The following is a 23,558-nucleotide window of genomic DNA, read 5'->3' on the forward strand; positions in this document are numbered from 1 at the left end:
GCGTCTGGGGGCGTGGTGGGGCGGTTTGCCATCGTCAGAACGTAAAGCCCAGGCGCAGATGCAGGCGCAGTTGTTTGGCTTGCACCCCGTAAGCCAGGTCGGTCTGCAAAGGCCCGACCGGGCTGCGCCAGCGCAGCCCCGCGCCCACGCCGACACGCGCGTGCAAGTCGGCCACACGGTCGGCAACGGCGCCCACGTCCACAAACAAGGCGCTCTCAAAATCGCTCACCGTGCCGCCAAACACGAGGGGGCGCTGCCATTCGGCGCTGGCTACGGCGAGGTACCGTCCGCCAAATAGCTGGTCGTTTTCGGTACGCGCGCCAATGGAGCGCAGGCTGTAGCCACGCACGGTGGTGTCGCCGCCGGTCAGAAACAGCTGCGTCACCGGAATCTGCGCGCCGGGCCGGGCGAATACTGCGCCGACTTCAGTGCGCAGCGCGATGCGGGCACGTCGGCTGCTGCCGTCGGGCGCTGTCACCTTGGCGAGGGGCTGGAAATACAAGCCGCGGGCCAGTGCGCGCACGAAGGGGTCGCGCTCAGGGCGCAGCGTGGTGCCCGCGCCGAATTCAGCCGCCAGGCCCCAACCGCTGGCCGGTGCCGTGTTGCTATCGAAATAGCGGCCCGTCCAGCCCGTGTTCAGGCTCAGTGCCGTGCTCTCGGGCGGTGCCATGGGGCCTTGGCTGACGGCACTGTTGTACTGCAAGGCGTAGTTGCGGTCGATGTGGTCGGTGCTCTGGCTGCGGCCAAAGCGCCACTGTGTGCCGTTGACCTGGTAGTCACCGGTGGCTTCGCGCTGCAATTGCGCACCGGCCACCCAGCGCCAACCGTTGGCGCCGGGCAGTGCGGTCCACTCGGTGCCGAGAACTTTGGCTTCCCGATCGAACGAGAGCTTGGTGAGTGCGCGCCAGCCGAGCCAGGGAAGCCGGTTGTAGGTGTGGTCCAGCGACAGGCGCACGCCGCTGTCGGTGGAAACGCCGATGCCGAAGATGGCTTTTTGCAGCGGTGCCTCGCGCACCTGCGCGGTGACGGGGGCGGCGCCCGGTTGCGGGGTATCGGGGTCCAGTGTGAGGAACACCGTGTCGAAATAGCCACTGGCGGCCAGGCGCTGCTGGGTATCGAGCAACTCGGTTTCGTCGTATATGGCCCCGGTGGGCAGGCGCGCGATGTTCTTGATGCCTTGCGCGTCGTAGCGCTTCATGCCTTTGAGGTGCAGCGGGCCGAAACGGTAGGCTGGGCCCGAATCGAAGGTGGCCGACAGCGCCGCCTGGTGCGTATCCGCGTCGATGTCTGCGCGGCTGTCGGCGAGGCTGGCGGTCGGGTAGCGGCGCTTTTGCAGCGCGCGCAGTGCACTTTTCTTGGCGTTGTCCCAGGCTTCCTGGGTAAACGATTCGCCAGGGTTCAGCGTCCACGCGGCGCGTGCGCGCGCCTCGGGGCGGCTGGTGGCTGGGCCCGTCTCGATGTCGCCCTGAAACCTCAAGTCCAGCGCCTTGATGGTGGTGCGCTCGCCCGGATCGACGGTGACCACGATGGCGCGGGGCGCGCGGCGGTCGTCGGGTGTGTTGCTCAGATCAATCTGGATGTCCGGGCTGAAGTAGCCCAGCGTGGCGAGCAGTTCGCGTGCATTGGTATCGGCCGCGCCCAGCAGGCGCGAGAGCTCACGTTCCTGCAAATCGGGAAAGGCGCTAAAGCGCTGCAGTTCGAGGTGCTTTTCCAGGTAGTCGCGCACCTCCTTGGGCGCGCGCACTTGCAGCGTGAACGCGGCGACATCAGGGGTTGCGGCTTCGCTGCTGCGCTCGCTGGTCTTGGGGGTTAGGGCACTGCAGCCGGTCAGCGCACCTGAAATGGCAAAAAGAAGGGGCAGGGCGAGTTGCCCGGCGCGCACCGCGCGAGAGTGGGGCATGCACCTATTTTGACAGCAGCCGCATCGTCTCCTCCAGGCCTTTGAGTGACAGAGGGTACATACGGTTGCCGATGAGCTGCTGGATGATGCTGATGCTCTGGCGGTACTGCCACACGCCTTGGGGCTCGGGGTTGATCCAGGCGAACTTGGGGAAGGCGTGCGTGAGGCGCTGCAGCCACTCGGCGCCGGCTTCCTCGTTGTTGTATTCCACGCTGCCGCCGGGCTGCAAAATCTCATAGGGGCTCATGGTGGCGTCGCCCACGAAGATCAGCTTGTAGTCCTTGTTGTACTTGCGAATGATGTCCCAGGTGGGGAATTTTTCGGCAAACCGGCGCCGGTTGTTCTTCCACATGAAATCGTAGACGCAGTTGTGGAAGTAATAGAACTCCAGGTGCTTGAACTCGCTTTTCACGGCACTGAAAAGCTCTTCCACGCGGTGAACATGCTCGTCCATGGTGCCGCCCACGTCCATCAGCAGCAGCACCTTCACGTTGTTGTGGCGCTCGGGCACCATCTTGATGTCCAGGTAGCCGGCGTTGGCGGCCGTGCTGCGGATGGTGTCGGGCAAATCCAGTTCCAGCTCGTGCCCCTCGCGGGCAAATTTGCGCAGGCGCCGCAGCGCGACTTTGATGTTGCGCGTGCCGAGTTCCTGTTGGTCGTCGTAGTCGCGGTAGGCGCGCTGCTCCCACACCTTGACGGCGCTTTTGTTCTTGCCGGCGCCGCCAATGCGAATGCCCTGCGGGTTGTAGCCGCCGTGGCCAAACGGGCTGGTGCCGCCGGTGCCTATCCACTTGCTGCCGCCTTCGTGGCGCTCCTTCTGCTCTTCGAGGCGCTTCTTGAGCGTCTCCATGAGCTCGTCCCAGCCCATTTTTTCGATGGCGGCCTTTTGCTCGGGCGTGAGTTCGTTTTCCAGGATCTTGCGCAGCCAGTCGGCGGGCACTTCCTTGGTGAAGTCGGCCACCATCTCGACGCCCTTGAAGTAGGCGGCAAAGGCGCGGTCGAACTTGTCGTAGTGCTTTTCATCTTTCACCAGCACCAGGCGCGAGAGGAAATAGAAGTCGTCCAGGCTCCAGGCGCCCTCGGACTTCGGCCCTACCACGCCGGCTTCCAGCGCTTCAAGCAGGCTCAGGTATTCCTTGACCGAGACCGGCAGCTTGGCGGAGCGCAGCGTGTAGAAGAAGTCAATCAGCATGTTTTAAGGGTGTTATTGGCCTCTAGCGCTTATGCAGTATGCGCACGCAGCTCTAAAAGATATAGCAACTGAGCACGCGCTTCGGGCCATTCGCCGGCGCGCAGGCTGTACATCACGGTGTCGCGGATGGTGCCGTCGCGGCGCAGGGCATGGCCACGGATGACGCCGTCTTTGCGGGCGCCCAGGCGCTCGATGGCGCGCTGCGAGGCGAAGTTGAAGTTGTCGGTGCGCCAGCCCACCACATGGCAGCCCAGGCCGTCAAACGCGTGGCCCATCATCAGCAGTTTGCAGGTGGTGTTGACGTGGCTGCGCTGCACGCTCTTGCGGTACCAGGTGTAGCCAATCTCGACGCGTTTCACCGCTGGGAGGATGTCGTGGTAGCTGGTGCTGCCCAGCACCTGGCCGGTAGCGTCGTCGAGTACGGCAAAGGCAAAGCGGTTGCCATCGGCGCGCATTTTCAGCGCAGTTTCGATGTAGGCGCGGGTGTCCTGCGGCTCGGGCACCGAGGTGACGCGCAGCTTCCACAGTTCGCCATCGGCGGCGGCAGCGCGCAGGCCGGATTCGTGTTCAAGGGAAAGGGGCTCTAGGCGCACGCCGCGATCACGCAGTGTGATGGGTTGAACGAAGGTCATTTCGGTTAGTCGTTGTGCATGAAAGGGGCGCTTCCCCGCCAGGGCTCTCGCGCAAGGGCCGCCCCGCCGCGCAGGGAGCGTCCCCCATCCCGAATTGCGCAGCAATTCGAGAGAAGGGGGAAGGAGCGAAGCGACACAGGGGGATGCTCTCTATCTGTTCCTTTGGTTCATGAAGACCAGTTTTTCAAACAGGCTCACGTCCTGCTCATTCTTCAAGAGGGCGCCCACCAGCGGCGGTACAGCGACTTTGTTGTCCTGGCTCTGCAGCGCAGAGAGAGGAATGTCTTCGGCCACCAAGAGCTTGAGCCAATCGAGCAATTCGCTGGTCGAGGGCTTCTTCTTCAGGCCCGGCAGGTTGCGCACGTCGTAAAACGTTTTCATCGCCGAGGTCAGCAGCTCGCTCTTGAGCGTGGGGAAGTGCACCGCCACGATCTGGCGCATGGTGTCGGCTTCCGGGAACTTGATGTAGTGGAAGAAGCAGCGGCGCAGGAAGGCGTCGGGCAGCTCTTTTTCGTTGTTCGAGGTGATGAAGACCAGTGGGCGGTGCTTGGCACGGATGAGCTCGCGCGTCTCGTAGCAATAGAACTCCATGCGGTCGATCTCGCGCAGCAGGTCGTTCGGAAATTCGATGTCGGCCTTGTCGATCTCGTCGATCAAGAGCGCCACAGGCTGGTCGGCGGTGAACGCCTGCCAGAGCACGCCTTGCACGATGTAGTTGCGGATGTCCTTTACCTTGTCGCCGTTTTCGGCCCCGCCCAGCTGGCTGTCGCGCAACCGGCTCACAGCGTCGTACTCATACAGACCTTGCTGGGCCTTGGTGGTGGACTTGATGTGCCACTGCAGGAGCGGCATGGAAAGCGCCTGTGCCACTTCTTCGGCCAGCATGGTCTTGCCGGTGCCCGGCTCGCCCTTGACCAGCAGCGGGCGCTGCAGCGTGGCGGCGGCATTGACGGCAAGCATCAAGTCCTGGGTGGCGACGTAGTTCTTGGAGCCTTGGAATTTCGTGGACATGTGAAAAAGAGTTGACTATCGGGCTTGACAGCGCTGGCTATAATCGCCCGTAAATTGAGGCCCTGGGGGCGGAACTTTCCTACGATTGTGCGCGCAAAATGAACAAAACGATGACGTCGATATTCGCACTGGCTGTCGCTTTCGGGACGGCGATAGCGGCTCACGCTGAAGTCAAGGGCGATGTGAAAGCTGGGGAGGGCAAGATCGCCATGTGCATCGGCTGCCACGGTATCGTGGACTACAAGGCCAGCTTCCCCGAGGTCTACAAGGTGCCCAAAATCGCCGGACAAGGCGCGGGCTACATTGAATCGGCCCTGCATGCCTACGCCAAGGGCGAGCGGCGTTTCCCCACCATGCACGCTGTAGCGGTGGCGCTCTCCGAGCAAGACATTGCCGACATTTCGGCCTACTACGCCCAACTGGGCCAGGCAGGCGCAACGGCGCTGCCCGAGAAGCCGGCGCGCGAGCCGTCCATTGAAGTCGCTGCGCTGCTGCAAAAGGGCGGTTGCGTGGCCTGCCACGGCAGCAATTTTGCCAAGCCGATCGACCCGTCCTACCCGCAATTGGCTGGGCAGAATGCCGACTATCTGTTTGTCGCGCTCAAAGCCTACAAAGCTGGCGTCACCCCCTACGTCGGCCGTGCCAACCCCATCATGGGTGGTGTTGCCAAGCAGTTCACCAACGACGAGCTCAAGTCGCTGGCCGGCTACATCGGCTCGCTCGATGGCAACGTCAAGACGGTGGCGGAGTCGCGCTTTCGCTGATCTTCACAGCGCCGCCCTGCAACCCGCCCCATGGCGGGTTTTTTTATGGCTGATTTGGCCTGTAGCGCTTATTTATAGTGGATTTGATGCTATTGAACCGGGAGCATCAATCCTTGGTCGCCTTGCGCTGCACGCGCGCCACATAGGCTTCGCCGTCGGGCGGGCGGCCCGAGCGCTGGCTCTCCCACAGCATCTCGCCCAGGCACTCCATCGCCACATGGTGTGCGTCGTGTAGCGAATCGAGCCGGTGCGCCAGCAGCTCCACCGCCTGGCGGATGCCGCGCGGCTGGTCGATGCTGCACTGTTCGCTGACCGAAAGGTGCATGGACAGGTGCAGGAAGGGGTTGCTGCGTTCGGGCGTCTCGTCGTAGTTGCGCGCTACGGCGGCATCTGCGTCCTGCAGATCGGCGTGGTATTCGGGGTGCTCGGCAATCCACAGGCTGGCGAGCGTCTCTATGGCTTCCATCGGCGCCTGGGCGGCCGTCTTGGCGTGCACGGCGCAGAGAAAGCGGCGTACGTCGGCTTGGGTCGGGTTGAACATGCGCCATTGTCCCGCAGGCGGCATGCCCGTGCTGCCGCGCTGGTTAGAGTGGTGGGCTGATTTCCTGGAGATTGCTGCCATGCAAGACGCCTTCCTTTGCGATGCCATCCGCACGCCTTTCGGCCGCTATGGCGGGCTGCTTGCCAGCGTGCGCCCCGACGATCTTGCCGCGCTGCCGATTCGCGCGCTCATGGAGCGCAACGCCGGTGTGGACTGGGCGCAGCTGTCCGATGTGCTGCTCGGCTGTGCCAACCAGGCGGGCGAGGACAACCGCAACGTCGCGCGCATGGCGGTGCTGCTCGCCGGCCTGCCGGTGGAGGTGCCCGGCGCCACGCTCAACCGCCTGTGCGGCTCCGGCCTGGATGCCGTTGGCACGGCAGCGCGTGCGATCAAGGCCGGTGAGTCCGACTTGGTGATTGCGGGCGGGGTCGAGAGCATGAGCCGCGCGCCCTTCGTCATGCCCAAAATGGACACCGCCTTTGGCCGCAGCAATGCGGTCTATGACACCACCATCGGCTGGCGCTTCGTCAACAAGCGGATGCAGGCGCAGTACGGCACCGATTCCATGCCCGAGACGGCCGAGAACGTCGCGCAGGAGTACGGCATCTCGCGCGAAGCCCAGGACCGCATGGCGCTGGCCAGCCAGCAGCGTGCACTGGCAGCGCAACAGGCGGGGCATCTGGCGCGCGAAATCGTACCGGTGGCGCTGGCACAGAAGAAGAGCGCGCCGCTGCTGGTCAGCGCCGACGAACATCCGCGTGAGACCAGCCTGGAGGCGCTGGCGCGGCTCAAACCCATCGTGCGCCCCGACGGCACGGTGACGGCTGGCAACGCCAGCGGCGTGAACGACGGCGCCTGCGCGCTGCTGCTGGCCAGTGGTGCGGCCGCCGCGCGGCACGGCCTCACGCCCCGTGCCCGTGTCGTCGGCATGGCGGTGGCGGGCGTGGCGCCGCGTGTGATGGGCATTGGCCCGGCGCCGGCGACGCAAAAGCTGCTGGCGCAAACCGGGGTCACGCTTGCCCAGATCGATGTCATCGAATTGAACGAGGCGTTTGCCGCGCAAGGCCTGGCGGTGCTGCGCCTGCTGGGCCTGGCGGACGACGACCCGCGCGTCAACGCCTGGGGTGGCGCGATTGCACTCGGCCACCCGCTGGGCGCCAGCGGTGCGCGCCTGGCGACTACGGCCGTCAACCGCCTGCACGCCAGCGGCGGGCGCTATGCGCTGTGCACCATGTGCATTGGCGTGGGGCAGGGGATTGCGCTGCTGCTGGAGCGGGTGTGATTTTTCCGCCAGTTCATGGTCCAGGCTGTCTTTTCCCAGCAGTGCAGATGCTGAGGCAATGCTGAACAAGTCCCTCACGCGCCGCGCATCCGTACTTCGGGCGGTCTGCGGCGTTGCCAATCCTCGCCATAGCTGCGGCTATGGCTGTGGTTTGCGCCTTGCACCCCATCCCGATGCACGGTGCGCGCCATCGCGGTGACTTATTCACCATCGCCCTAATAAAAAGATAGCTGCTTGCGCTTATCCATAAAGCGCTAGAGGCCATTTTCGCTTATATTTTTGGCTCGGACGTACCTTCCGGGCCTGGGGCCTGTGCGTCCTGCCCGTAGCCTGGATAGTCAGCGCCTGCCGCGCTGCGCAGGGTGCGTTCCTCGCGCTCCTTGGCCAGTTGCTCTGCCAACTGGTTGCGGCCTTCGCGGGCCACGGCGATCATGCGGGCCTGGTCCTTGTGGTGCGGGTACATGCGGTCGGCCAGCGCAATGTTGTGCAGGCGAAAGCGCACCACCAGCGCGTCGGCCTCGGCTTCTTCCAGGCCCATGTGCTCCAGCACGCTGCGCGCGCTCGCCAGGCTGGACTCGAACAGCTCGCGCTGCACCTGGGTGACGCCCAGGTCGCGCAGCTCGTTCCAATGCGTGAGGTCGCGGGCTCGTGCCACGATTTTCAGGTGCGGGAAATGTTCGCGTGCCAGCGTGGCGATCTTGAGCGAAGGCCCGGGCGCGTCTACCGCCAGCACCAGCACGCGTGCCTGCGCGGCGCCCGCCATGCGCAGCAGGTCGAGCCGCGTGGCATCGCCGTAGTACACGCGGTAGCCAAAGGTGCGCGCCACCTCCAGGATGTCCACGCTGTGGTCCAGCACCGTGGCCGGGATGCCTTGTGCCAGCAGCACCCGCGCGACGATCTGACCATAGCGGCCAAACCCGGCGATCAGTACGGGCGCGGTTTGCGGCTCGGAGATTTCACCTTCGGGCGGCGCGCGCAGCGTCGCGGCGTAGCGCGGCAGCACGAAGCGGTCAAGCACCACCAGAAGGACCGGCGTGCACAGCATCGACAGTGCCACGGCGCCGATCAGCAGTGAGGCCATCTCGCCCGGCAGTGCCCCTGCGCCAGCCGCAGCCTGGAAGACGACGAAGGCGAACTCGCCGCCCTGTGCCAGCAGCAGCGTGAAGACGGGGCGCTCCTGGTACGGAATCTTCACGCCCCGCGCCAGCGCGTAGATCACCACGCTCTTGATCAGCACAAAGCCGACCAGCAGCAGGGCCACGGTGAGCGGCGCGCGCAGCATGGCGCCAAAGTCGATGCTCATGCCCACGGCGATGAAGAACAGGCCCAGCAGCAGGCCCTTGAAGGGTTCGATGTCGGTCTCCAGCTCGCGGCGGAACTCGCTCTCGGCCAGCAGCACCCCGGCCAGAAAGGCCCCCAGCGCCATCGACAGGCCGACAAGCACCATCAGGTAGGCAATGCCGACGACCAGCAGCAGCGCTGCGGCGGTGAAGATCTCCGGTGTGCGGCTGCGGGCAATCCAGCGCAACAGCGGGCGCAGCAGCAGGCGCCCGCCCAGCACGATGGCGGCGATGACGCCCACCACCTTGAGCGCCTCCAGTGCGGCCGCGTCAGGCGAATGGCCTGCGCCCGATCCGCTCGCCGTGCCCAGCACCGCCACCAGGGCCAGGATGGGAATGGCCGCAATGTCCTGGAACAGCAGGATGGAAAACGCCGACTCGCCGCTCGTGGTGCGCAGCACGTTGCGCTCGGCGAGCGACTGCAGCGCGATCGCCGTGGACGAGAGCGCCAGCCCCAGGCCGCCCACCAGCGCCACGCGCCAGGGCAGGCCGGCGAGCAGCGCTGCCCCGCACAGCAGCAGCGCGCAGCCCAACACCTGAGCGCTGCCGAGGCCAAAGATGGGGCGTCGCAGGCTCCACAGCCGCGTGGGCTGCAGTTCCAGGCCGACGAGGAACAGCATCAGCACCACGCCGAACTCAGCGAAGTGCAGGATGTCCTGCACATTGCTCACCAGGCCGAAGCCCCAGGGCCCAATGGCAATGCCGGCGGCCAGATAGCCAATGATGGCGCCCAGGCCCAGGGCGCGCGCTATCGGCACTGTGAGCACGGCAGCGCTGAGGTAGAGAAAGGCGTAGTTCAGCCAGGCGGGAGCGTGGGGCATCGAGGCGTTTGCAGTAGGCGGTTGATTTTGGCATTTCGGCGCCACCGCGTGTGCAGCCCTGCTCAGGCGGGCGACGTAAGATGCCAACCCTGTTCCTATTGACCGCGTTGCTCCACCATGGACCTGCATACCTGGATCGCCTTCGTCGCCGCCACCTGCCTGATCGCGCTCTCGCCGGGCTCGGGCGCCGTGCTTTCCATGAGCCACGGCCTGTCGTATGGGGTGCGCAAGACCACGGCGACCATTCTGGGTCTCCAACTGGGCCTGCTGCTGCTGTTGCTGGTGGCCGGCGCGGGCGTGGGTTCGCTGCTGCTGGCCTCGGAAATCGCGTTTGCCGTGGTCAAGGTCGCGGGGGCCTGCTACCTGATCTACGTCGGCTGGAGCCAATGGCGCGCTGGCACGGGCAACGCGCTGGCGGGCGTGGCTGTCGAGCCGCCGGGGCGTTGGCAGCGGCGCTTCGCCACGGGCTTCCTGACCAATGCCACCAACCCCAAGGGCATCGTCTTCATGGTGGCGGTGCTGCCGCAGTTCATGACCGATGCCCGCCCGCTGTGGCAACAGTTGCTGGTGATGGCCGCCACGTCGGTTGCCATCGACATGACGGTGATGCACAGCTATGCGCTGGGCGCCAGCAGCCTGCGCCACTGGATGCAGAGCCAGCGCGCACAGCGCAACCAGAACCGCGTGTTCGGTGGCGTGCTGATGGCCGTGGGTGCCGGCCTGTTCTTCGTGCGGCGTGGCAGCCAGAGCACCTGATTTATATCAAAATGATAGCTGTGTACCCTTATAGGTAAAGCGCCAAAGGCATTTTTTGTATTATTTGAGGACTCCGCCATGCCCGTGATCGTGGTTGCCAACCCCAAGGGTGGCGTCGGCAAATCGACGCTTGCCACCCACATTGCCGGCTATTTCGCCAGTCAGGGCCACCCGGTGCTGCTGGGCGATGCCGACCGCCAGCAGTCGGCCCGCTTGTGGCTGGGCTTGCGCCCGCCCGAGGCCCGGGCGATTGGCACCTGGGACATGGGCGCGGATGTCATGGCCCGCCCGCCGCGCGGCAGCACGCATGTGGTGATTGACACGCCGGCGGGGCTGGCCGGCTGGCGCCTCTCGGATGTGCTCAAGCTGGCCGACCGCATCGTTGTACCGCTGCAGCCCAGTGTTTTCGACATCTTCGCCACGCGCGAATTTCTCGACCAGCTCACCGCGCACCGCGCCAGCGCGCAAACGCCAGTGGGTCTCATCGGCATGCGCGTGGACCCGCGCACGCGCTCGGCGGAGCAGCTGCAGCATTTCGTTGACGAACTTGGCATGCCGGTGCTGGGCCACCTGCGCGCGACGCAAAACTACCTGCATCTGGCGGCACATGGGCTGACGCTGTTCGACGTAGCGCCTGGCCGCGTGGCCCGCGACCTGGAGCAATGGCAGAGCATTTGCCAGTGGCTGGATGCGGCGTGAACCGGGCCTGTCCCATGGCCGACAGCCGGGCGCGAGGGCGGGCGCTACATTGGCGCCATGAAAACCTTTCACTCGTACTCGGAAGTCGCCGCCTGCGTGGGCCAGGAGGTCTGCGTGACCGACTGGATCACCATCTCGCAGGAGCAGGTCAACCAGTTTGCGCAGGCCACCGGCGACCACCAGTGGATTCATGTGGACCCGGAGCGCGCGCGCCAGGGGCCGTTTGGGGCGCCGATTGCGCATGGCTTTCTGACGCTGTCGCTGATACCGCGCTTTTTCGAGACCGGCATTGCCATCGCGGGTGCGCGTATGGGGGTGAATTACGGGCTCAACCGGGTGCGCTTTACGTCGCCGGTGCCGGTGGGCAGCCGTCTGCGTGCCCGCATGACGCTGCAGGCCACCGAGCCGCTGGCACCCGATGGGCTGCAAATGACCTGGCTGGTGACGGTCGAGCGCGAGGGCGGCGACAAGCCGGCCTGCGTGGCCGAATCGCTCTCGCGCAGCTACGGCGCGGCAGCCTGACGGGCTGCCGCGAAGGGCGGGTGTGACGCATGGACCGCCTGCAGGCCATGGCGGTGTTTGCCCGCGTCGTTGACGAAGGAGGCTTTGCTGCCGCTGCGCGTGCGCTCGATATGTCGCCGCCGGTGGTGACGCGTGTCGTCGCCGAGCTGGAGCAGCATCTCAATACCCGTCTCCTGAACCGCACCACGCGCAAGGTGACTTTGACGGACGCGGGAGACGCTTACTTGCGCCGCGTGCGCGCCATCCTCCACGATGTGGACGACGCCGAAGCCACTGCGACCGCCAGCACGCGCGACTTGCAGGGCGCTGTACACGTGCTGGCACCGCCGGCACTGGCGACTTACTTTCTGGCGCCCCTGATTCCGCGCTGGAGGGAGCGCCACCCCAAGCTCATGCTCGACATTGCGACTGACAACTTCGTTGCCGGGCGGGTGGATGAGTTTGACGCCACGCTGCTGGTGGTGCCCGATGGTTTTGACGGCAACATCGTGGCGCGCAAGCTGTTTCAGGGTGAGGCCATCGTGGTGGCGTCGCCTGGCTACCTGCTGCGCCGGGGCACACCGCGCCGGCCGTCAGACCTGGAACGGCACGATTTTCTGCGCGATGCCGGTCTTGCGGCACGCAGTGGCACGCGCAAGCTGTGTTTGTTCCCCGCGTCGGGTGAAGGTGAGGCGCACGAACTCACTCCACCGGTGGTGTTGCAGTCCACCAGCACCGATGTGCTGCTGCGCGCAGTACTTGACGGCACTGGCATTGCCGTTATCCCTCGCCTGCTGGCGCAGCGCTTCCTCGCCACAGGGGCGCTGGTCCACGTGCTGCCGGATTGGATTCTGTCGCGCTACACCGTCTATGCCGCACTGCCCACGCAGCGCATGCTGCCGGCTCGCACACGGGCGTTTCTGGATTTCGTGAGCGACCAGGTGGCCGAGGCGCTGGCGGCACAGGAAGCCGAGGCCTGAGACCTCAAGCCAGCAGGGCGTCCGCAGGGGCAGGGGCGTGCGCTCTGCCAAAGCTGTTTTGCCGCCAGGCTTCGAAGACCGTTACGGCGACGGCGTTCGACAGGTTGAGGCTGCGCTGGCCGGCCACCATGGGCAGGCGCAGTTGTTGCGCCGGTGCAATGGTTTCGCACAACTCGGGTGGCAGGCCGCGTGTCTCGGCGCCAAATACCAGCCAGTCGCCCGGTAGGAAACAGGTGTCGTGCACCTCGCTGCTTGCGTGGGTCGTCAGCGCAAACATGCGCTCCGGCGAGGGCTGCATGTCGCGCAGGAAAGTGGTCCAGCCTGCATGGCGCCGGACCTGGACAAACTCGTGGTAATCCAGTCCGGCGCGCCGCAGCAGGCGGTCTTCCATCAAAAAACCCAGGGGCTCGATCAAGTGCAGTGCGCAGCCTGTGTTGGCAGCCAGGCGAATCACGTTGCCGGTATTCGGGGGGATTTCGGGTTCGACAAGAACAATATGAAACATGGCCCTATTTTGCGCGATCCCCTTTGTTTCCAGCTTGGTGTGGGCGTAAAAGTGCGTATCCGGTCTTATCGTTCACGCAGATCGGCCCGCGCGACGACCAATGCGCTGACGTGGGCGGCGCCAGCGCGCCGCAACACCTGCGCGGCCGTGTGCAAAGTGGCGCCGGTGGTCATCACATCGTCGACCAGCAAGACCGTGCCACCTGACAGTTCCTGGGCGCGCAGCGGATCGACGGCAAAGACCGCTTGCAGGTTGGCCAGGCGCCTGGCCCGCCCCAGTGCGTGCTGGTCGGGTGTGGCCCGCACCCGCAGCAACAGACCGTCCCGCGTCTTGCCGCTGGCCAGCGCAAGGGCGATACGTTGGGCTTGGTTGAAGCCGCGCTCGCCCAGGCGCTCGCGGGTCAGCGGTATGGGCACCAGCCAGTCGGCCGCTTCGATGGCGGGCTCTGCCCAGGGCGTGCTGCGCAGGAGCGCCGCGAGTGGAGCCGCCCAACTTGGATCGCCATGGAATTTGAAGTCGGCAAGCACACCGGCCCAGGGGTAGTCGTAGTCGACTGCGGCAATGCAGGTATCGAGCGGTGGCGGATGCAGCAGGCATTGCCCGCACTGCGTCGCTCCGCCGGGCAGTGGCAATGCGCAACTGCGGCAACGTGGGCGGGGTTGGGCAAAGCTGGCGGCGCAGTGCTCGCACACCCGCTGCGCCGGCCAGCCGCCGCAGATGGCGCACTGGCTGGGAAGGTGCGCGTGCGCCAGCGCCCGCCAGGGTTTTGTGAAAAAGCGGTGCAGCACGATGGTGTCCAATATAGGCCAGCGCGCCGCGGGTTTGCACCTTGTCGTTGGGGTGCGGTGGGGCGCTACAGACATTTTTACCTATGGCTTCGGAACTTCCTCCCACCATTGACCCCGTCGCTGCTGCCTTTTGGCGTGCCCGGGCCCCGGCCGTCTCCCCGTGGCTGCATGAGGAAGTGGCGCGCCGCATGGAGCAGCGTCTTGACTGGCTTCGCCAGACGCCATCCGCCTGGTGCCATTGGGATCCGGTGCGAGGTGGCTTGGCCGCGCATGCGTTGCTGCGCGAACGCTATCCCGATGCCCGCTGCACGGTGTACGAGACCGCTGCACATTTGCAATCGCGTGCCCTTGAAGCGTTGTCACCAGCCTGGTGGCGCGGTGAGCGCTGGGGCCGCGCCGCCGTCACCTTCGGAGCACCAGAGCCAGGCTCCATGCAAATGCTGTGGGCCAACATGGTGCTGCACCACACCGCCGATCCGCGCGCACTGTTCGCCGACTGGCAGCGGGCCCTGGATGTCGATGGCCATGTCATGTTCTCGTGCTTCGGCCCCGACACTTTGCGCGAATTGCGTACGGTCTACGCCCAGCATGGCTGGCCCGCACCCAGCCATGCCTTTACCGACATGCACGACTGGGGCGATATGTTGATCGATGCCGGGTTCGCTGAACCGGTGATGGACATGGAGCGCATCACGCTGACGTTTGCCAGCCCGCAGCGCTTGCTGCAGGAATTGCGTGAACTGGGCGCCAACCTCCATCCAGCGCGCTTCCCCGCGCTGCGTGGACGGCGCTGGCGCGATGCGCTGCATGCGGCGCTCGCCCGCGATCTTGCTGACCCCCAGGACGGCCAGCTTTCGCTGAGCTTTGAAATCGTTTATGGACACGCTTTCAAGGCCATGCCCCGTGTGCAGGTTGCCGCGCACAGCGCCTTCTCGCTGACAAAAATGCGCTCCATGCTGCGCAGTAAGAAATAGGAAATAGCCGCCTTAATTGCCAGAGGAGGGTCTTGTCCTTGACATAAAGCAAGCTCAAGAACTAATCTGGGGGTTTTCCCTTGCTTTTCTGATCTGAAACAACCCGCGCTACAATCGCCAAGCGTATTTGGACGCCCATTGGAATGCCCAGGCGGCAGGCCAACGCGGTGGGCGAATCTGCCCGGTCGCAGGACCGGTTGTGTCGTTGTTGGAGCGTGAACCCGCGTGGGGGAGTCGCCGTGCACCGCTTGCATGAAGTGGGTGCGTTTGGGCGGACCGGGTCAACTAAGGCTTAGAAGCAAGTGAGAACTATGAAGCGCAATTTCAATAGGTTGGCCCACGCCCTGTTGCTGACGGGTACCTGGGCGGCAGGTTCCGCCTACGCCATTGGTGACCTGTCGGGCGGTCCTGCTGTTCACCAGCTCAATTTGACTCCGGCGGCGACGCGGATCGCCCAGGAGCTGATCGACCTGCACTGGATGATGCTCGTCATCTGTACGGTGATTTTCATCGCCGTTTTCGGGGTGATGTTCTATTCGATCTGGAAGCACCGCAAGTCGCAGGGCGCCAAAGCGGCGAATTTCCATGAGTCCGTCACCGTGGAAATTGCCTGGACGGTGGTGCCCTTTCTGATCATCATTGGCATGGCGTTGCCGGCCACCAAGGTGTTGGTGGCGCAGAAAGACACCACCAATGCCGACCTGACCATCAAAACCACCGGCTACCAGTGGAAATGGGGTTACGACTACATCAAGGGTGAAGGCGAAGGCATTGGTTTCATCTCCACGCTCGACAGCTCGCAGCGTGCCATGTCCAACAGCGGCGATGTCTCCAAGGCGTCTGACGACTACCTGTTCCGTGTGGACAACCCGCTTGTGGTCCCTGTGGGCAAGAAAATTCGCATCATTACCACTGCCAATGATGTGATCCATTCGTTCGCGGTGCCTGCCTTTGGCATCAAGCAAGACGCCATCCCAGGGTTTGTGCGCGATACCTGGTTCCGCGCCGAACGGGTGGGGGATTTTTACGGCCAGTGCTCCGAACTTTGTGGCAAGGAGCATGCGTATATGCCGATCCACGTGAAGGTGGTTTCGGCGGCAGACTACACCGCGTGGGTGGGTGGCGAGATGAAGAAAATGGCAGCCAAGCTGGACGACCCGAACAAGGTCTGGACGCTTGATGACATTCTGAAACGGGGTGAAAAGGTCTATGGATCTAACTGCGCGGCCTGCCATCAGGCCAACGGAAAGGGTGCAGGCCCGGTCAAGCCGCTTGATGGCTCGGCGATCGTGCGCGATCCTGACCATGCACGCCAAATCCAGACCGTGCTCCATGGCGCAGCCAACGGGGCCATGCCGTCGTGGAAGCAGCTTAGCGACACAGATCTTGCGGCGGTGATCAGCTACACCAAGAATGCCTGGTCCAACAAGACCGGGCAGCTCGTGCAGCCTGCTGAGATCGTCGCCCAGCGCAGCAAATAGTTCGCGCGCCCGCAAAGAGTTTTGAGGAATCCAACATGAGTGCAGTTCTCGACCCCACCGGGCATGTCGCCGGCCACGCAGCGGACACCCACGGCCACCACCCGACCGGCTGGCGGCGCTGGCTGTTTGCCACCAACCACAAGGACATCGGCACGCTCTACCTGCTGTTCTCGTCCACCATGCTGATGGTAGGTGGCATTTTGGCGCTGCTGATCCGTGCCGAGTTGTTCAAGCCGGGTCTGCAGTTGGTCAACCCCGAGTTGTTCAATCAGCTCACCACCATGCACGGCCTCATCATGGTGTTCGGCGCCATCATGCCGGCCTTCGTGGGCTTCGCAAACTGGATGATTCCGCTGCAAATTGGCGCCTCCGACATGGCGTTTGCGCGGATGAACAACTTCAGTTTCTGGTTGCTGGTGCCCGCTGCCGTGATGCTGGTGGCCGGATTCTTCATGCCCGGCGGTGCGCCTGCTGCCGGCTGGACGCTGTACGCGCCCTTGTCGCTGCAGATGGGCATGTCGATGGATTCGAGTATTTTCGCCCTGCACATCATGGGGGCGTCGTCCATCATGGGAGCGATCAACGTCATTGTCACCATTCTGAACATGCGTGCGCCCGGCATGACGCTGATGAAGATGCCCATGTTCTGCTGGACCTGGCTGGTCACGGCGTACCTGCTGATTGCCGTGATGCCTGTGTTTGCCGGCGCGATCACCATGACGCTGACCGACCGCCATTTCGGCACCAACTTCTTCAACCCCGCCGGCGGCGGCGACCCAGTGATGTTTCAGCACATCTTCTGGTTCTTTGGCCACCCCGAGGTGTACATCATGATCTTGCCGGCCTTCGGCATCATCAGCCAGGTGGTGCCTGCGTTTGCCCGCAAGAAGCTGTTCGGCTACGCCTCCATGGTGTACGCGGTGGCGGCTATTGCCATCCTGTCGTTCATCGTCTGGGCGCACCACATGTTCACGACAGGCATGCCGGTCACGGGACAGTTGTTCTTCATGTACGCCACCATGCTGATCTCGGTGCCCACCGCGGTGAAGATTTTCAACTGGGTGGCCACGATGTGGCGCGGCTCGATGACCTTCGAGACGCCCATGCTGTTCGCGATCGGGTTTATTTTCGTGTTTGCCATTGGTGGCTTCACGGGTCTTATTCCTGCCGTGGCGCCGATTGACATCCAATTGCAGGACACCTACTACATCGTGGCGCACTTTCACTATGTGCTGGTGGCGGGGTCGCTGTTTGCCATGTTTGCCGGCGCCTACTACTGGCTGCCAAAATGGACAGGCGTCATGTATTCGGAGCGTCGCGGCCAGATCCACTTCTGGTGGTCGATGATTTCCTTCAACATCACCTTCTTCCCGATGCACTTCCTGGGGCTGGCGGGTATGCCGCGTCGCTATGCCGACTACCCCATGCAGTTTGCTGACTTCAACATGATTGTCAGCATTGGGGCGTTTGGCTTTGGTTTTGCTCAACTGTATTTCTTCCTGGCCGTCGTCTTGCCCGCGATGCGCGGACGTGGCGCGCCAGCGCCGCAGCGCCCCTGGGATGGAGCGGAAGGGCTTGAGTGGGAGGTGCCATCTCCCGCACCTTTCCACACTTTCGAAACCCCCCCGAAGCTGGACGAAACCGCTACCCGCGTGATCGCTTGACTATGGCACAGACCCCTGAGCAGAAAAAAAGCAACCGCCGCCTGGGGCTGATCCTGGCGTCGATTGCGGCGGCATTCTTGGCAGGCTTCATCGTGAAGATGACGCTCCTGTCGCACTGAGCGTCAGACCATGGGCTCGCGCCGTGAAAATGTCCGCATGGTGGGCAAGCTGGCCGTTGTGGCGCTTGGCATGTTTGGCTTTGGGTATGGGTTGATTCCTGTGTACAAGCATATTTGCGAAGTGACGGGTATCAACATACTGGCGTTGTCTGAGAGCCAGGTCCCGGGCAACGCCCCCAGCGGCCGTGACGCGCGCGTTCCCAACAATACGCAAATCGACAAGAGCCGCACCATTACCGTCGAGTTTGATGCCAATGCCCATGGGCCGTGGAGTTTCCACCCGGCGAAGCGCTCGCTGGAAGTCCATCCCGGGGAGCTCACCACCGTGATGTATGAGTTTCAGAATACGCAGAACCGACGCATGTCGGCGCAGGCAATCCCCAGCTATGCGCCACGGCAGGCGGCGCCCTTCTTCAATAAGGTGGAGTGCTTCTGCTTCAACCAGTACACGCTTGACCCAGGTGAAAAGAAGGAATGGCCCGTGGCCTTCGTCATTGATCCGCGCTTGTCCAAGGATGTGAAGACGATCACTTTGTCTTACACCTTCTTCGAGGTGGGTGCTGGAGTGCCGCAAGCGCCCACTGCCTCGTTGGGTCCAGACAGCGGTACGAAGGGGGGGTCATGAGTGAGAACACCGGCCAGGAAGTGCCTCCATTGGCGCGTGAGCGTTCGTTTTTGCGGAGTGTGAAAACGGTTGCCTGGGCGTTCCTGGGACTGCGCAAGCGCACCGAGTACCAACGGGACCTCGAGAGCATCAACCCGCTGCATGTCATCGCGGTGGGAATTTTGGGTTTTCTCCTTCTGATCCTATCGCTGGTTGCGTTGGTGCATTGGGTGGTGTGAGGCGGCGTGGCCGCATTCGATACGCGTTACAAGATCAATAGAGAGAGCAGGAGCTGAAATGAGTGCAAGCACGCAGGGCGCAGTCCCGTACTACTTTGTCCCCGCAGAATCGCGCCACCCCATCATGGCGGCTGCCGGGCTGTTCTTTGTGATTCTGGGCGCCAGCCAATGGATCAATGGCCACGATTGGGGCAAGTATTCTCTGATTCTGGGACTGGTTTGGTGGTTGGCGGTGCTTTTCCAGTGGTTCCGGCAGGCGGCGCACGAGAGTGAGCGCGGCCTTTATGGCTACAAGGTGGACCTGTCGTACCGCTGGAGCATGAGCTGGTTCATCTTCTCGGAGGTGATGTTTTTTGGTGCGTTTTTTACCGCCTTGTGGTGGGCGCGTGCGCACTCGGTTCCCGCATTGGGAAACCTGGACAACGCCTTGCTGTGGCCCGATTTCAAGGCCGTCTGGCCCTCGCTGGCTGCCGGTGTCACGGCGTCGCCAGCCGGTATCGTCGAGCCCTTCCAGACGGTGGGCCCTTTCTGGCTCCCGACCATCAACACCGCACTGCTGTTGAGCTCCGGCGTCACATTGACCATTGCCCACCATGCGCTGCGTGCGAACCACCGCGGCCGCACGATTGCCTTTATGTGGGTCACCGTGGTACTGGGCTTTGCTTTCCTGTGCATCCAAGGCTATGAGTACCATCACCTGTACACCGAGCTCAATCTCAAGCTCACCTCAGGTGTTTATGGCTCCACTTTCTTCATGTTGACGGGGTTCCACGGTTTTCACGTGTTTCTCGGCATGCTGATGCTGCTGTTCATCACGCTGCGTCTGCAGAATGGACATTTCACGGCCGAACGCCATTTTGGATTTGAGGGCGCAGCCTGGTACTGGCACTTCGTGGACGTGGTGTGGCTGGGGCTGTATGCGCTGGTTTACTGGATGTAGGCGTCGGCATTTCTAAGAAAGGCGCCTCGTGGCGCCTTTCTCGTCACTGGAGAGGTATTCCAGTCGGTTGGATGTACCCCAGTTTCCATGCCAGCAGCAGGCAGACAAACAGCAGTATCGACAAAGCCACGCGCAGTGCCAGGGCCCAGACCATGCGTTGCCCGCGTTGCTTGTTGTCTTTGCCGTTGCGCATCATGAAGAACAGCGCTGTCCCAAGGCTGGCGAGAATGGCGAGAAAACCCAAAGCAACAAGTATCTTCATGGAAGCAATTATCCAGTGAGCGCGAAAAATTTGCGGCGTACGCGCGCTACGTTCTGGATCATCACCCTAGCCACCTGTGTGGGGGTACTGGTCACAGCGGCCCTGGGTCGTTGGCAGCTCTCGCGCGTGGAGCAGAAAGAATCGCTGGCGGCAGAAATGACAGCCCGCACTGGCGCTGCCGCGCTCGAAGGCGAGCCCCTGCTGCAGGCACTTGCACCAGTGCGCACCAGCAAGGAGCACGACGCCGTGCTGTATCGGCAAGTGCATCTGCGTGGGCGCTGGCTGCCCCAGTACACGGTGTACCTGGACAATCGCCCCATGGATGGTCGCCGGGGTTTTTATGTGCTGACGCCCCTGCAATTGGCGCCTGGGCCTCTGGTCGTGCTCGTGCAGCGTGGCTGGATTCCGCGCAATTTTGAGAACCGTACGGCGCTTGCGCCCATAGAAACGCCGGTCGGGGAGGTCGAGGTGACGGGGCATTTGGCACTCGAACCCGAACAAGCCTATTCGCTTGGCAGTGACCAGACGGAACAGGGGTTTCTGCGTATCCGGCAAAATCTTACGCTTGGGGAGCTTCGCACGGAAACTGGCTTGCCGCTTGCGGCGCTGACAGTGGTGCAGGAGGGTGCGGCTTCGCAGGGTCTGCTGCGCGACTGGGCGCCTATTTCCACCGGCGTAGATAAGAATTACGGCTACGCCTTTCAATGGTTCGTCCTGAGCGGACTGATTCTGGGTTTATATGTCTGGTTCCAATTCGTCCGACCCTGCCGCCGTGCTTGAGCGCAGCAGTGCGCATCCGCTGGGCCTGACCGTGCACAACCTGCCCGCAGCGGGAGACGCCGTGCGCCAGTTCGAGGGTGACCGCCATGCCCGCTGGAAGCTGCTGGCACTGCTGCTGGTGTGCGTGGCTCCGGTGGCGGCCTCCTATTTCACCTACTACGTCGTGCGGCCCGAAGGTCGGCGCAACTTCGGCATGCTGATTAACCCGCAGAAACCGATGCCCGCCCTCGCGACGACCGATCTGCAAGGCCATACCGGCACTCTCACCGACCTGCGCCACCAGTGGTTATTGGTGAGTGTGGCACCGGCTGCATGTCCCAAGGACTGCCAGCAGCGTCTGTACCTGCAGCGCCAACTCCGCGAAAGCCTGGGCAAGGAAAAGGACCGGGTTGACTGGGTGTGGCTGGTCACCGATGGCGCCGCCGTACCTGAGACGCTGCACAACGGGATTGCCGCTGCACAGGTGCGCCGCGTCGATAAAGAGGCCCTTTCGGCTTGGCTGGCACCACAAACGGGCCATGCCCTGGAGGAGCACCTCTATGTGGTCGACCCCATGGGCAATTGGATGATGCGCTTCCCCCCCAACATGGATGCGCCGGCTGCAGCACATGCCAAACGTGACATCGACCGCCTGCTGCGCGCTTCCGAAAGCTGGGACACGCCGGGGCGCCCGGAGCAGCCATGAACGTTTCGACGCCTCTGTACGATCTGGCGCCGCTGCTGCGCATGCTGGCCGTGGGGGCGGCCATCGCACTGCTGCCGCTCTGCTGGGTGCTGTGGCGCAATCGGGGAGCGCGCAAGGCGGGACGTTGGCAGGCATTGGCGGTGCTCACGCTGTTTCTGACGTTTGATCTGGTGCTGTTTGGGGCCTTTACCCGTTTGACCGATTCTGGCCTGGGGTGTCCCGATTGGCCCGGCTGTTACGGCAATGCAAGCCCTGTGGGTGCCCATGCCGATATTGCTGCCGCGCAGGCGGCGCTGCCCAGTGGCCCGGTCACCCATAGCAAGGCCTGGGTTGAAATGGTGCACCGCTATCTGGCCACCACCGTGGGGGCCTTGATCACGGTGCTGGCCATCGGTGCATGGCTGGCGCGTTGGCGGTCTCGCCGTGCAGGCAAAGCCCTTGCGATGAATGCGCCCAGTCCCTTTTGGGCGACGCTTACTCTGCTGTGGGTCTGCGTGCAGGGTGCCTTTGGCGCGCTGACGGTGACGATGAAGTTATTCCCGGCCATCGTCACGCTGCATTTGGTTGGCGGGGTGCTGCTGCTGGCGCTGCTGTGCGTACAGGCGGTGCGCCAAGGTGCCATGCCGAATGGCGTGTCTGTTTCAGTGCGCGTGCCCCAGGTGCGGATCCTCGCCTGGTGGTCGCTGGGCACGCTGGCGGTGCAGGTGCTATTGGGTGGTTGGGTGAGCACCAACTACGCGGTGTTGGCGTGCAGCAGTTTTCCCACTTGCCAGGGCAGTTGGTGGCCTGAAATGAATTTTTCCCAAGGCTTTACCCTGTGGCGGCCCCTGGGCATGACAGTCGATGGACAGCTGATGGGCTTCCCGGCTCTTACCGCCATTCACTACACGCACCGCCTATTTGCCTACGCTGTGTTCGTGGTGCTTGGCGTGCTGGCGCTGCGTCTGCATCGCGCAGGAGCCGGTCTTTTGGCTGTCCAGGGCCGCTGGCTGGCCGGACTGCTGCTGCTGCAATTTGCGACGGGGCTGAGCAATGTGGTGCTCGATTGGCCGCTGCCAGCGGCGGTGCTGCACACCGGGGGGGCGGCAGCGCTGGTGCTGGTGCTGACCTGGATTGTCCAGACCCAGCGGCGAAGCTCGGCAACGGGAATGGTGCCCGGTTTGTATGCCGTTCCCCAGGGGAGCCGCGCATGAACACCGCCGCCTCCAGCATCCTGCGTGCGCCTTCGCGCATGGCCCAGTACTACGCGCTGGCCAAGCCGCGTGTCATTCAGCTTATCGTTTTTTGCGCGCTGATCGGCATGGCGCTGGCCGTGCCCGGCCTGCCCACGCTGGCGCAACTGGGCACCATGGTCGTGGCGTGTTTTGGCATCTGGCTGGTGGCCGGTGCCGCCGCAGCGTTCAACTGCCTGGTGGAAAAAGGCATTGATTCGCGCATGAAGCGTACCTCCTGGCGGCCCACTGCGAAAGGTGAGTTGTCGGACAGGCAGGCGCTGCTCTTTTCGGCTGCCTTGGGCAGCATGGGCTCTCTGGTGCTCTATCTCTGGGTCAACCCGCTGACCATGTGGCTGACGTTTGCCACCTTTGTCGGCTATGCGGTGATCTACACCCTGGTGCTCAAACCGATGACGCCGCAGAACATCGTCATTGGTGGGGCCTCGGGCGCCATGCCGCCGGTACTGGGCTGGGCGGCGATGCGCGGCGACGTGGGGCCTGAGGCACTGATCCTGTTTCTCATCATCTTCCTCTGGACGCCGCCGCACTTCTGGGCGCTGGCGTTGTACCGCGTCGAGGACTACCGCAAGGCGGGCCTGCCGATGTTGCCAGTGACGCACGGCAATGCCTTCACGCGGCTGCAGGTGTTCTTGTATACACTGATTTTGTTTGCGGGCTGCCTCATGCCCTATATCTACGGCATGAGTTCGTGGATCTACCTGGTCGCGGCGATCGTGCTCAGCACCGGTTTCTGCGCCTACGGATTTGCCTTGTGGCGGCACTATTCGGACGCTTTGGCTCGCCGCACCTTCCGCTTTTCACTCATCCACCTCAGTGCGCTGTTTGCTGCGTTGTTGGTGGATCACTATGTATTGTGACGCCTC

26 protein-coding genes are annotated in these 23,558 nt (G+C 63.5%); 17 read left to right on the forward strand and 9 right to left on the reverse strand.

Annotated elements, in window-relative coordinates; all coding sequences use genetic code 11:
* Positions 1 to 34: 34 nt before the first annotated feature.
* From AC07ZH_RS19525 to AC07ZH_RS19540, 4 genes are all read right to left on the reverse strand, one after another.
* Positions 35 to 1,900, reverse strand: coding sequence for an autotransporter assembly complex protein TamA (locus tag AC07ZH_RS19525; RefSeq protein WP_495200984.1), 1,866 nt, complete (start codon positions 1,898 to 1,900; stop codon positions 35 to 37).
* Positions 1,901 to 1,904: 4 nt separating this feature from the next.
* Positions 1,905 to 3,092 carry a vWA domain-containing protein gene (locus AC07ZH_RS19530; protein ID WP_495200985.1) on the reverse strand — a complete coding sequence of 396 codons (1,188 nt, stop codon included), beginning with the start codon at positions 3,090 to 3,092 and terminating at the stop codon, positions 1,905 to 1,907.
* 29 nt (positions 3,093 to 3,121) lie between these two features.
* Entirely contained in the window at positions 3,122 to 3,724 is a 603-nt protein-coding gene (locus AC07ZH_RS19535) for a GNAT family N-acetyltransferase (protein WP_119108870.1), read from the reverse strand.
* Between the two features lie 150 nt (positions 3,725 to 3,874).
* Positions 3,875 to 4,735 (reverse strand): AAA family ATPase, encoded by an 861-nt coding sequence (locus AC07ZH_RS19540; RefSeq protein WP_119108869.1) that lies wholly within the window; start codon positions 4,733 to 4,735, stop codon positions 3,875 to 3,877.
* Between the two features lie 98 nt (positions 4,736 to 4,833).
* Between AC07ZH_RS19540 and AC07ZH_RS19545 the strand changes: the two genes are divergently transcribed.
* A complete protein-coding gene (locus AC07ZH_RS19545) occupies positions 4,834 to 5,499 on the forward strand; it encodes a c-type cytochrome (protein WP_119108868.1) in 666 nt (221 codons plus the stop codon).
* 106 nt (positions 5,500 to 5,605) lie between these two features.
* On the opposite strand, the gene AC07ZH_RS19550 is transcribed toward AC07ZH_RS19545, so the two are convergent.
* On the reverse strand, positions 5,606 to 6,040 hold the full coding sequence (locus tag AC07ZH_RS19550; RefSeq protein ID WP_119108867.1) for a DUF1841 family protein: 435 nt from the start codon (positions 6,038 to 6,040) through the stop codon (positions 5,606 to 5,608).
* A 79-nt stretch (positions 6,041 to 6,119) separates the two neighbouring features.
* Between AC07ZH_RS19550 and pcaF the strand changes: the two genes are divergently transcribed.
* Positions 6,120 to 7,322: a 3-oxoadipyl-CoA thiolase gene (pcaF, locus tag AC07ZH_RS19555; protein ID WP_495200986.1), complete on the forward strand. Its 1,203-nt coding sequence runs from the start codon at positions 6,120 to 6,122 to the stop codon at positions 7,320 to 7,322.
* 271 nt (positions 7,323 to 7,593) lie between these two features.
* Here pcaF and kefC read toward each other — a convergent pair whose 3' ends face one another.
* Positions 7,594 to 9,483 carry a glutathione-regulated potassium-efflux system protein KefC gene (gene kefC / locus AC07ZH_RS19560; protein ID WP_495200987.1) on the reverse strand — a complete coding sequence of 630 codons (1,890 nt, stop codon included), beginning with the start codon at positions 9,481 to 9,483 and terminating at the stop codon, positions 7,594 to 7,596.
* 117 nt (positions 9,484 to 9,600) lie between these two features.
* Here kefC and AC07ZH_RS19565 point away from each other — a divergent pair, with 117 nt between their 5' ends.
* The 4 genes from AC07ZH_RS19565 to AC07ZH_RS19580 all read left to right on the forward strand — a co-directional run bounded on the left by AC07ZH_RS19565 (position 9,601) and on the right by AC07ZH_RS19580 (position 12,419).
* A complete protein-coding gene (locus AC07ZH_RS19565) occupies positions 9,601 to 10,239 on the forward strand; it encodes a LysE family translocator (protein WP_495200988.1) in 639 nt (212 codons plus the stop codon).
* Positions 10,240 to 10,317: 78 nt separating this feature from the next.
* Positions 10,318 to 10,938 carry a nucleotide-binding protein gene (locus AC07ZH_RS19570; protein ID WP_495200989.1) on the forward strand — a complete coding sequence of 207 codons (621 nt, stop codon included), beginning with the start codon at positions 10,318 to 10,320 and terminating at the stop codon, positions 10,936 to 10,938.
* 57 nt (positions 10,939 to 10,995) lie between these two features.
* Positions 10,996 to 11,460, forward strand: a complete 465-nt coding sequence (locus AC07ZH_RS19575) for a MaoC family dehydratase (protein ID WP_495200990.1) — start codon at positions 10,996 to 10,998, stop codon at positions 11,458 to 11,460.
* A gap of 29 nt (positions 11,461 to 11,489) precedes the next feature.
* Entirely contained in the window at positions 11,490 to 12,419 is a 930-nt protein-coding gene (locus tag AC07ZH_RS19580) for a LysR family transcriptional regulator (protein WP_495200991.1), read from the forward strand.
* Between the two features lie 4 nt (positions 12,420 to 12,423).
* On the opposite strand, the gene AC07ZH_RS19585 is transcribed toward AC07ZH_RS19580, so the two are convergent.
* Together AC07ZH_RS19585 and AC07ZH_RS19590 are read right to left on the reverse strand one after the other, a co-directional pair.
* A complete protein-coding gene (locus AC07ZH_RS19585; protein ID WP_495200992.1) occupies positions 12,424 to 12,924 on the reverse strand; it encodes a tRNA (cytidine(34)-2'-O)-methyltransferase in 501 nt (166 codons plus the stop codon).
* Between the two features lie 65 nt (positions 12,925 to 12,989).
* Complete coding sequence (locus AC07ZH_RS19590; RefSeq protein WP_495200993.1) at positions 12,990 to 13,712, reverse strand: phosphoribosyltransferase family protein; 723 nt, start codon at positions 13,710 to 13,712, stop codon at positions 12,990 to 12,992.
* An 83-nt stretch (positions 13,713 to 13,795) separates the two neighbouring features.
* Here AC07ZH_RS19590 and AC07ZH_RS19595 point away from each other — a divergent pair, with 83 nt between their 5' ends.
* The 7 genes from AC07ZH_RS19595 (at position 13,796) to AC07ZH_RS19625 (ending at position 19,733) form a co-directional block, all read left to right on the forward strand.
* Entirely contained in the window at positions 13,796 to 14,686 is an 891-nt protein-coding gene (locus tag AC07ZH_RS19595) for a class I SAM-dependent methyltransferase (RefSeq protein WP_495200994.1), read from the forward strand.
* Between the two features lie 311 nt (positions 14,687 to 14,997).
* On the forward strand, positions 14,998 to 16,167 hold the full coding sequence (gene coxB / locus AC07ZH_RS19600) for a cytochrome c oxidase subunit II (protein WP_119108858.1): 1,170 nt from the start codon (positions 14,998 to 15,000) through the stop codon (positions 16,165 to 16,167).
* 35 nt (positions 16,168 to 16,202) lie between these two features.
* Positions 16,203 to 17,831, forward strand: coding sequence for a cytochrome c oxidase subunit I (gene ctaD / locus AC07ZH_RS19605; RefSeq protein ID WP_119108857.1), 1,629 nt, complete (start codon positions 16,203 to 16,205; stop codon positions 17,829 to 17,831).
* Between the two features lie 2 nt (positions 17,832 to 17,833).
* On the forward strand, positions 17,834 to 17,950 hold the full coding sequence (locus AC07ZH_RS19610; RefSeq protein WP_212995038.1) for a cytochrome oxidase small assembly protein: 117 nt from the start codon (positions 17,834 to 17,836) through the stop codon (positions 17,948 to 17,950).
* A 10-nt stretch (positions 17,951 to 17,960) separates the two neighbouring features.
* Positions 17,961 to 18,575 (forward strand): cytochrome c oxidase assembly protein, encoded by a 615-nt coding sequence (locus AC07ZH_RS19615; protein ID WP_495200995.1) that lies wholly within the window; start codon positions 17,961 to 17,963, stop codon positions 18,573 to 18,575.
* Entirely contained in the window at positions 18,572 to 18,793 is a 222-nt protein-coding gene (locus tag AC07ZH_RS19620) for a DUF2970 domain-containing protein (protein WP_495200996.1), read from the forward strand. Before AC07ZH_RS19615 ends, AC07ZH_RS19620 begins: the two co-directional genes overlap by 4 nt.
* A 58-nt stretch (positions 18,794 to 18,851) precedes the next feature.
* On the forward strand, positions 18,852 to 19,733 hold the full coding sequence (locus AC07ZH_RS19625) for a cytochrome c oxidase subunit 3 (protein WP_119108854.1): 882 nt from the start codon (positions 18,852 to 18,854) through the stop codon (positions 19,731 to 19,733).
* Positions 19,734 to 19,776: 43 nt separating this feature from the next.
* On the opposite strand, the gene AC07ZH_RS19630 is transcribed toward AC07ZH_RS19625, so the two are convergent.
* The gene (locus AC07ZH_RS19630; protein WP_199665431.1) at positions 19,777 to 19,995 is read right to left on the reverse strand and encodes a twin transmembrane helix small protein; all 219 of its coding nucleotides are present in this window, start codon (positions 19,993 to 19,995) and stop codon (positions 19,777 to 19,779) included.
* A gap of 15 nt (positions 19,996 to 20,010) precedes the next feature.
* Between AC07ZH_RS19630 and AC07ZH_RS19635 the strand changes: the two genes are divergently transcribed.
* From AC07ZH_RS19635 to cyoE, 4 genes are read left to right on the forward strand one after another with little or no spacing between them, the layout of a single operon-like run.
* Entirely contained in the window at positions 20,011 to 20,775 is a 765-nt protein-coding gene (locus AC07ZH_RS19635) for an SURF1 family protein (protein ID WP_495200997.1), read from the forward strand.
* On the forward strand, positions 20,735 to 21,460 hold the full coding sequence (locus tag AC07ZH_RS19640) for a redox-active disulfide-containing membrane protein (protein ID WP_495200998.1): 726 nt from the start codon (positions 20,735 to 20,737) through the stop codon (positions 21,458 to 21,460). The genes AC07ZH_RS19635 and AC07ZH_RS19640 overlap by 41 nt, the downstream gene beginning before the upstream one ends.
* Entirely contained in the window at positions 21,457 to 22,653 is a 1,197-nt protein-coding gene (locus AC07ZH_RS19645; protein WP_495200999.1) for a COX15/CtaA family protein, read from the forward strand. Before AC07ZH_RS19640 ends, AC07ZH_RS19645 begins: the two co-directional genes overlap by 4 nt.
* On the forward strand, positions 22,650 to 23,552 hold the full coding sequence (gene cyoE, locus AC07ZH_RS19650; protein ID WP_119108850.1) for a heme o synthase: 903 nt from the start codon (positions 22,650 to 22,652) through the stop codon (positions 23,550 to 23,552). The genes AC07ZH_RS19645 and cyoE overlap by 4 nt, the downstream gene beginning before the upstream one ends.
* Positions 23,553 to 23,558: the final 6 nt, after the last annotated feature.

It is taken from the genome of Simplicispira sp. GW247-4R2A (genome assembly GCF_059424465.1).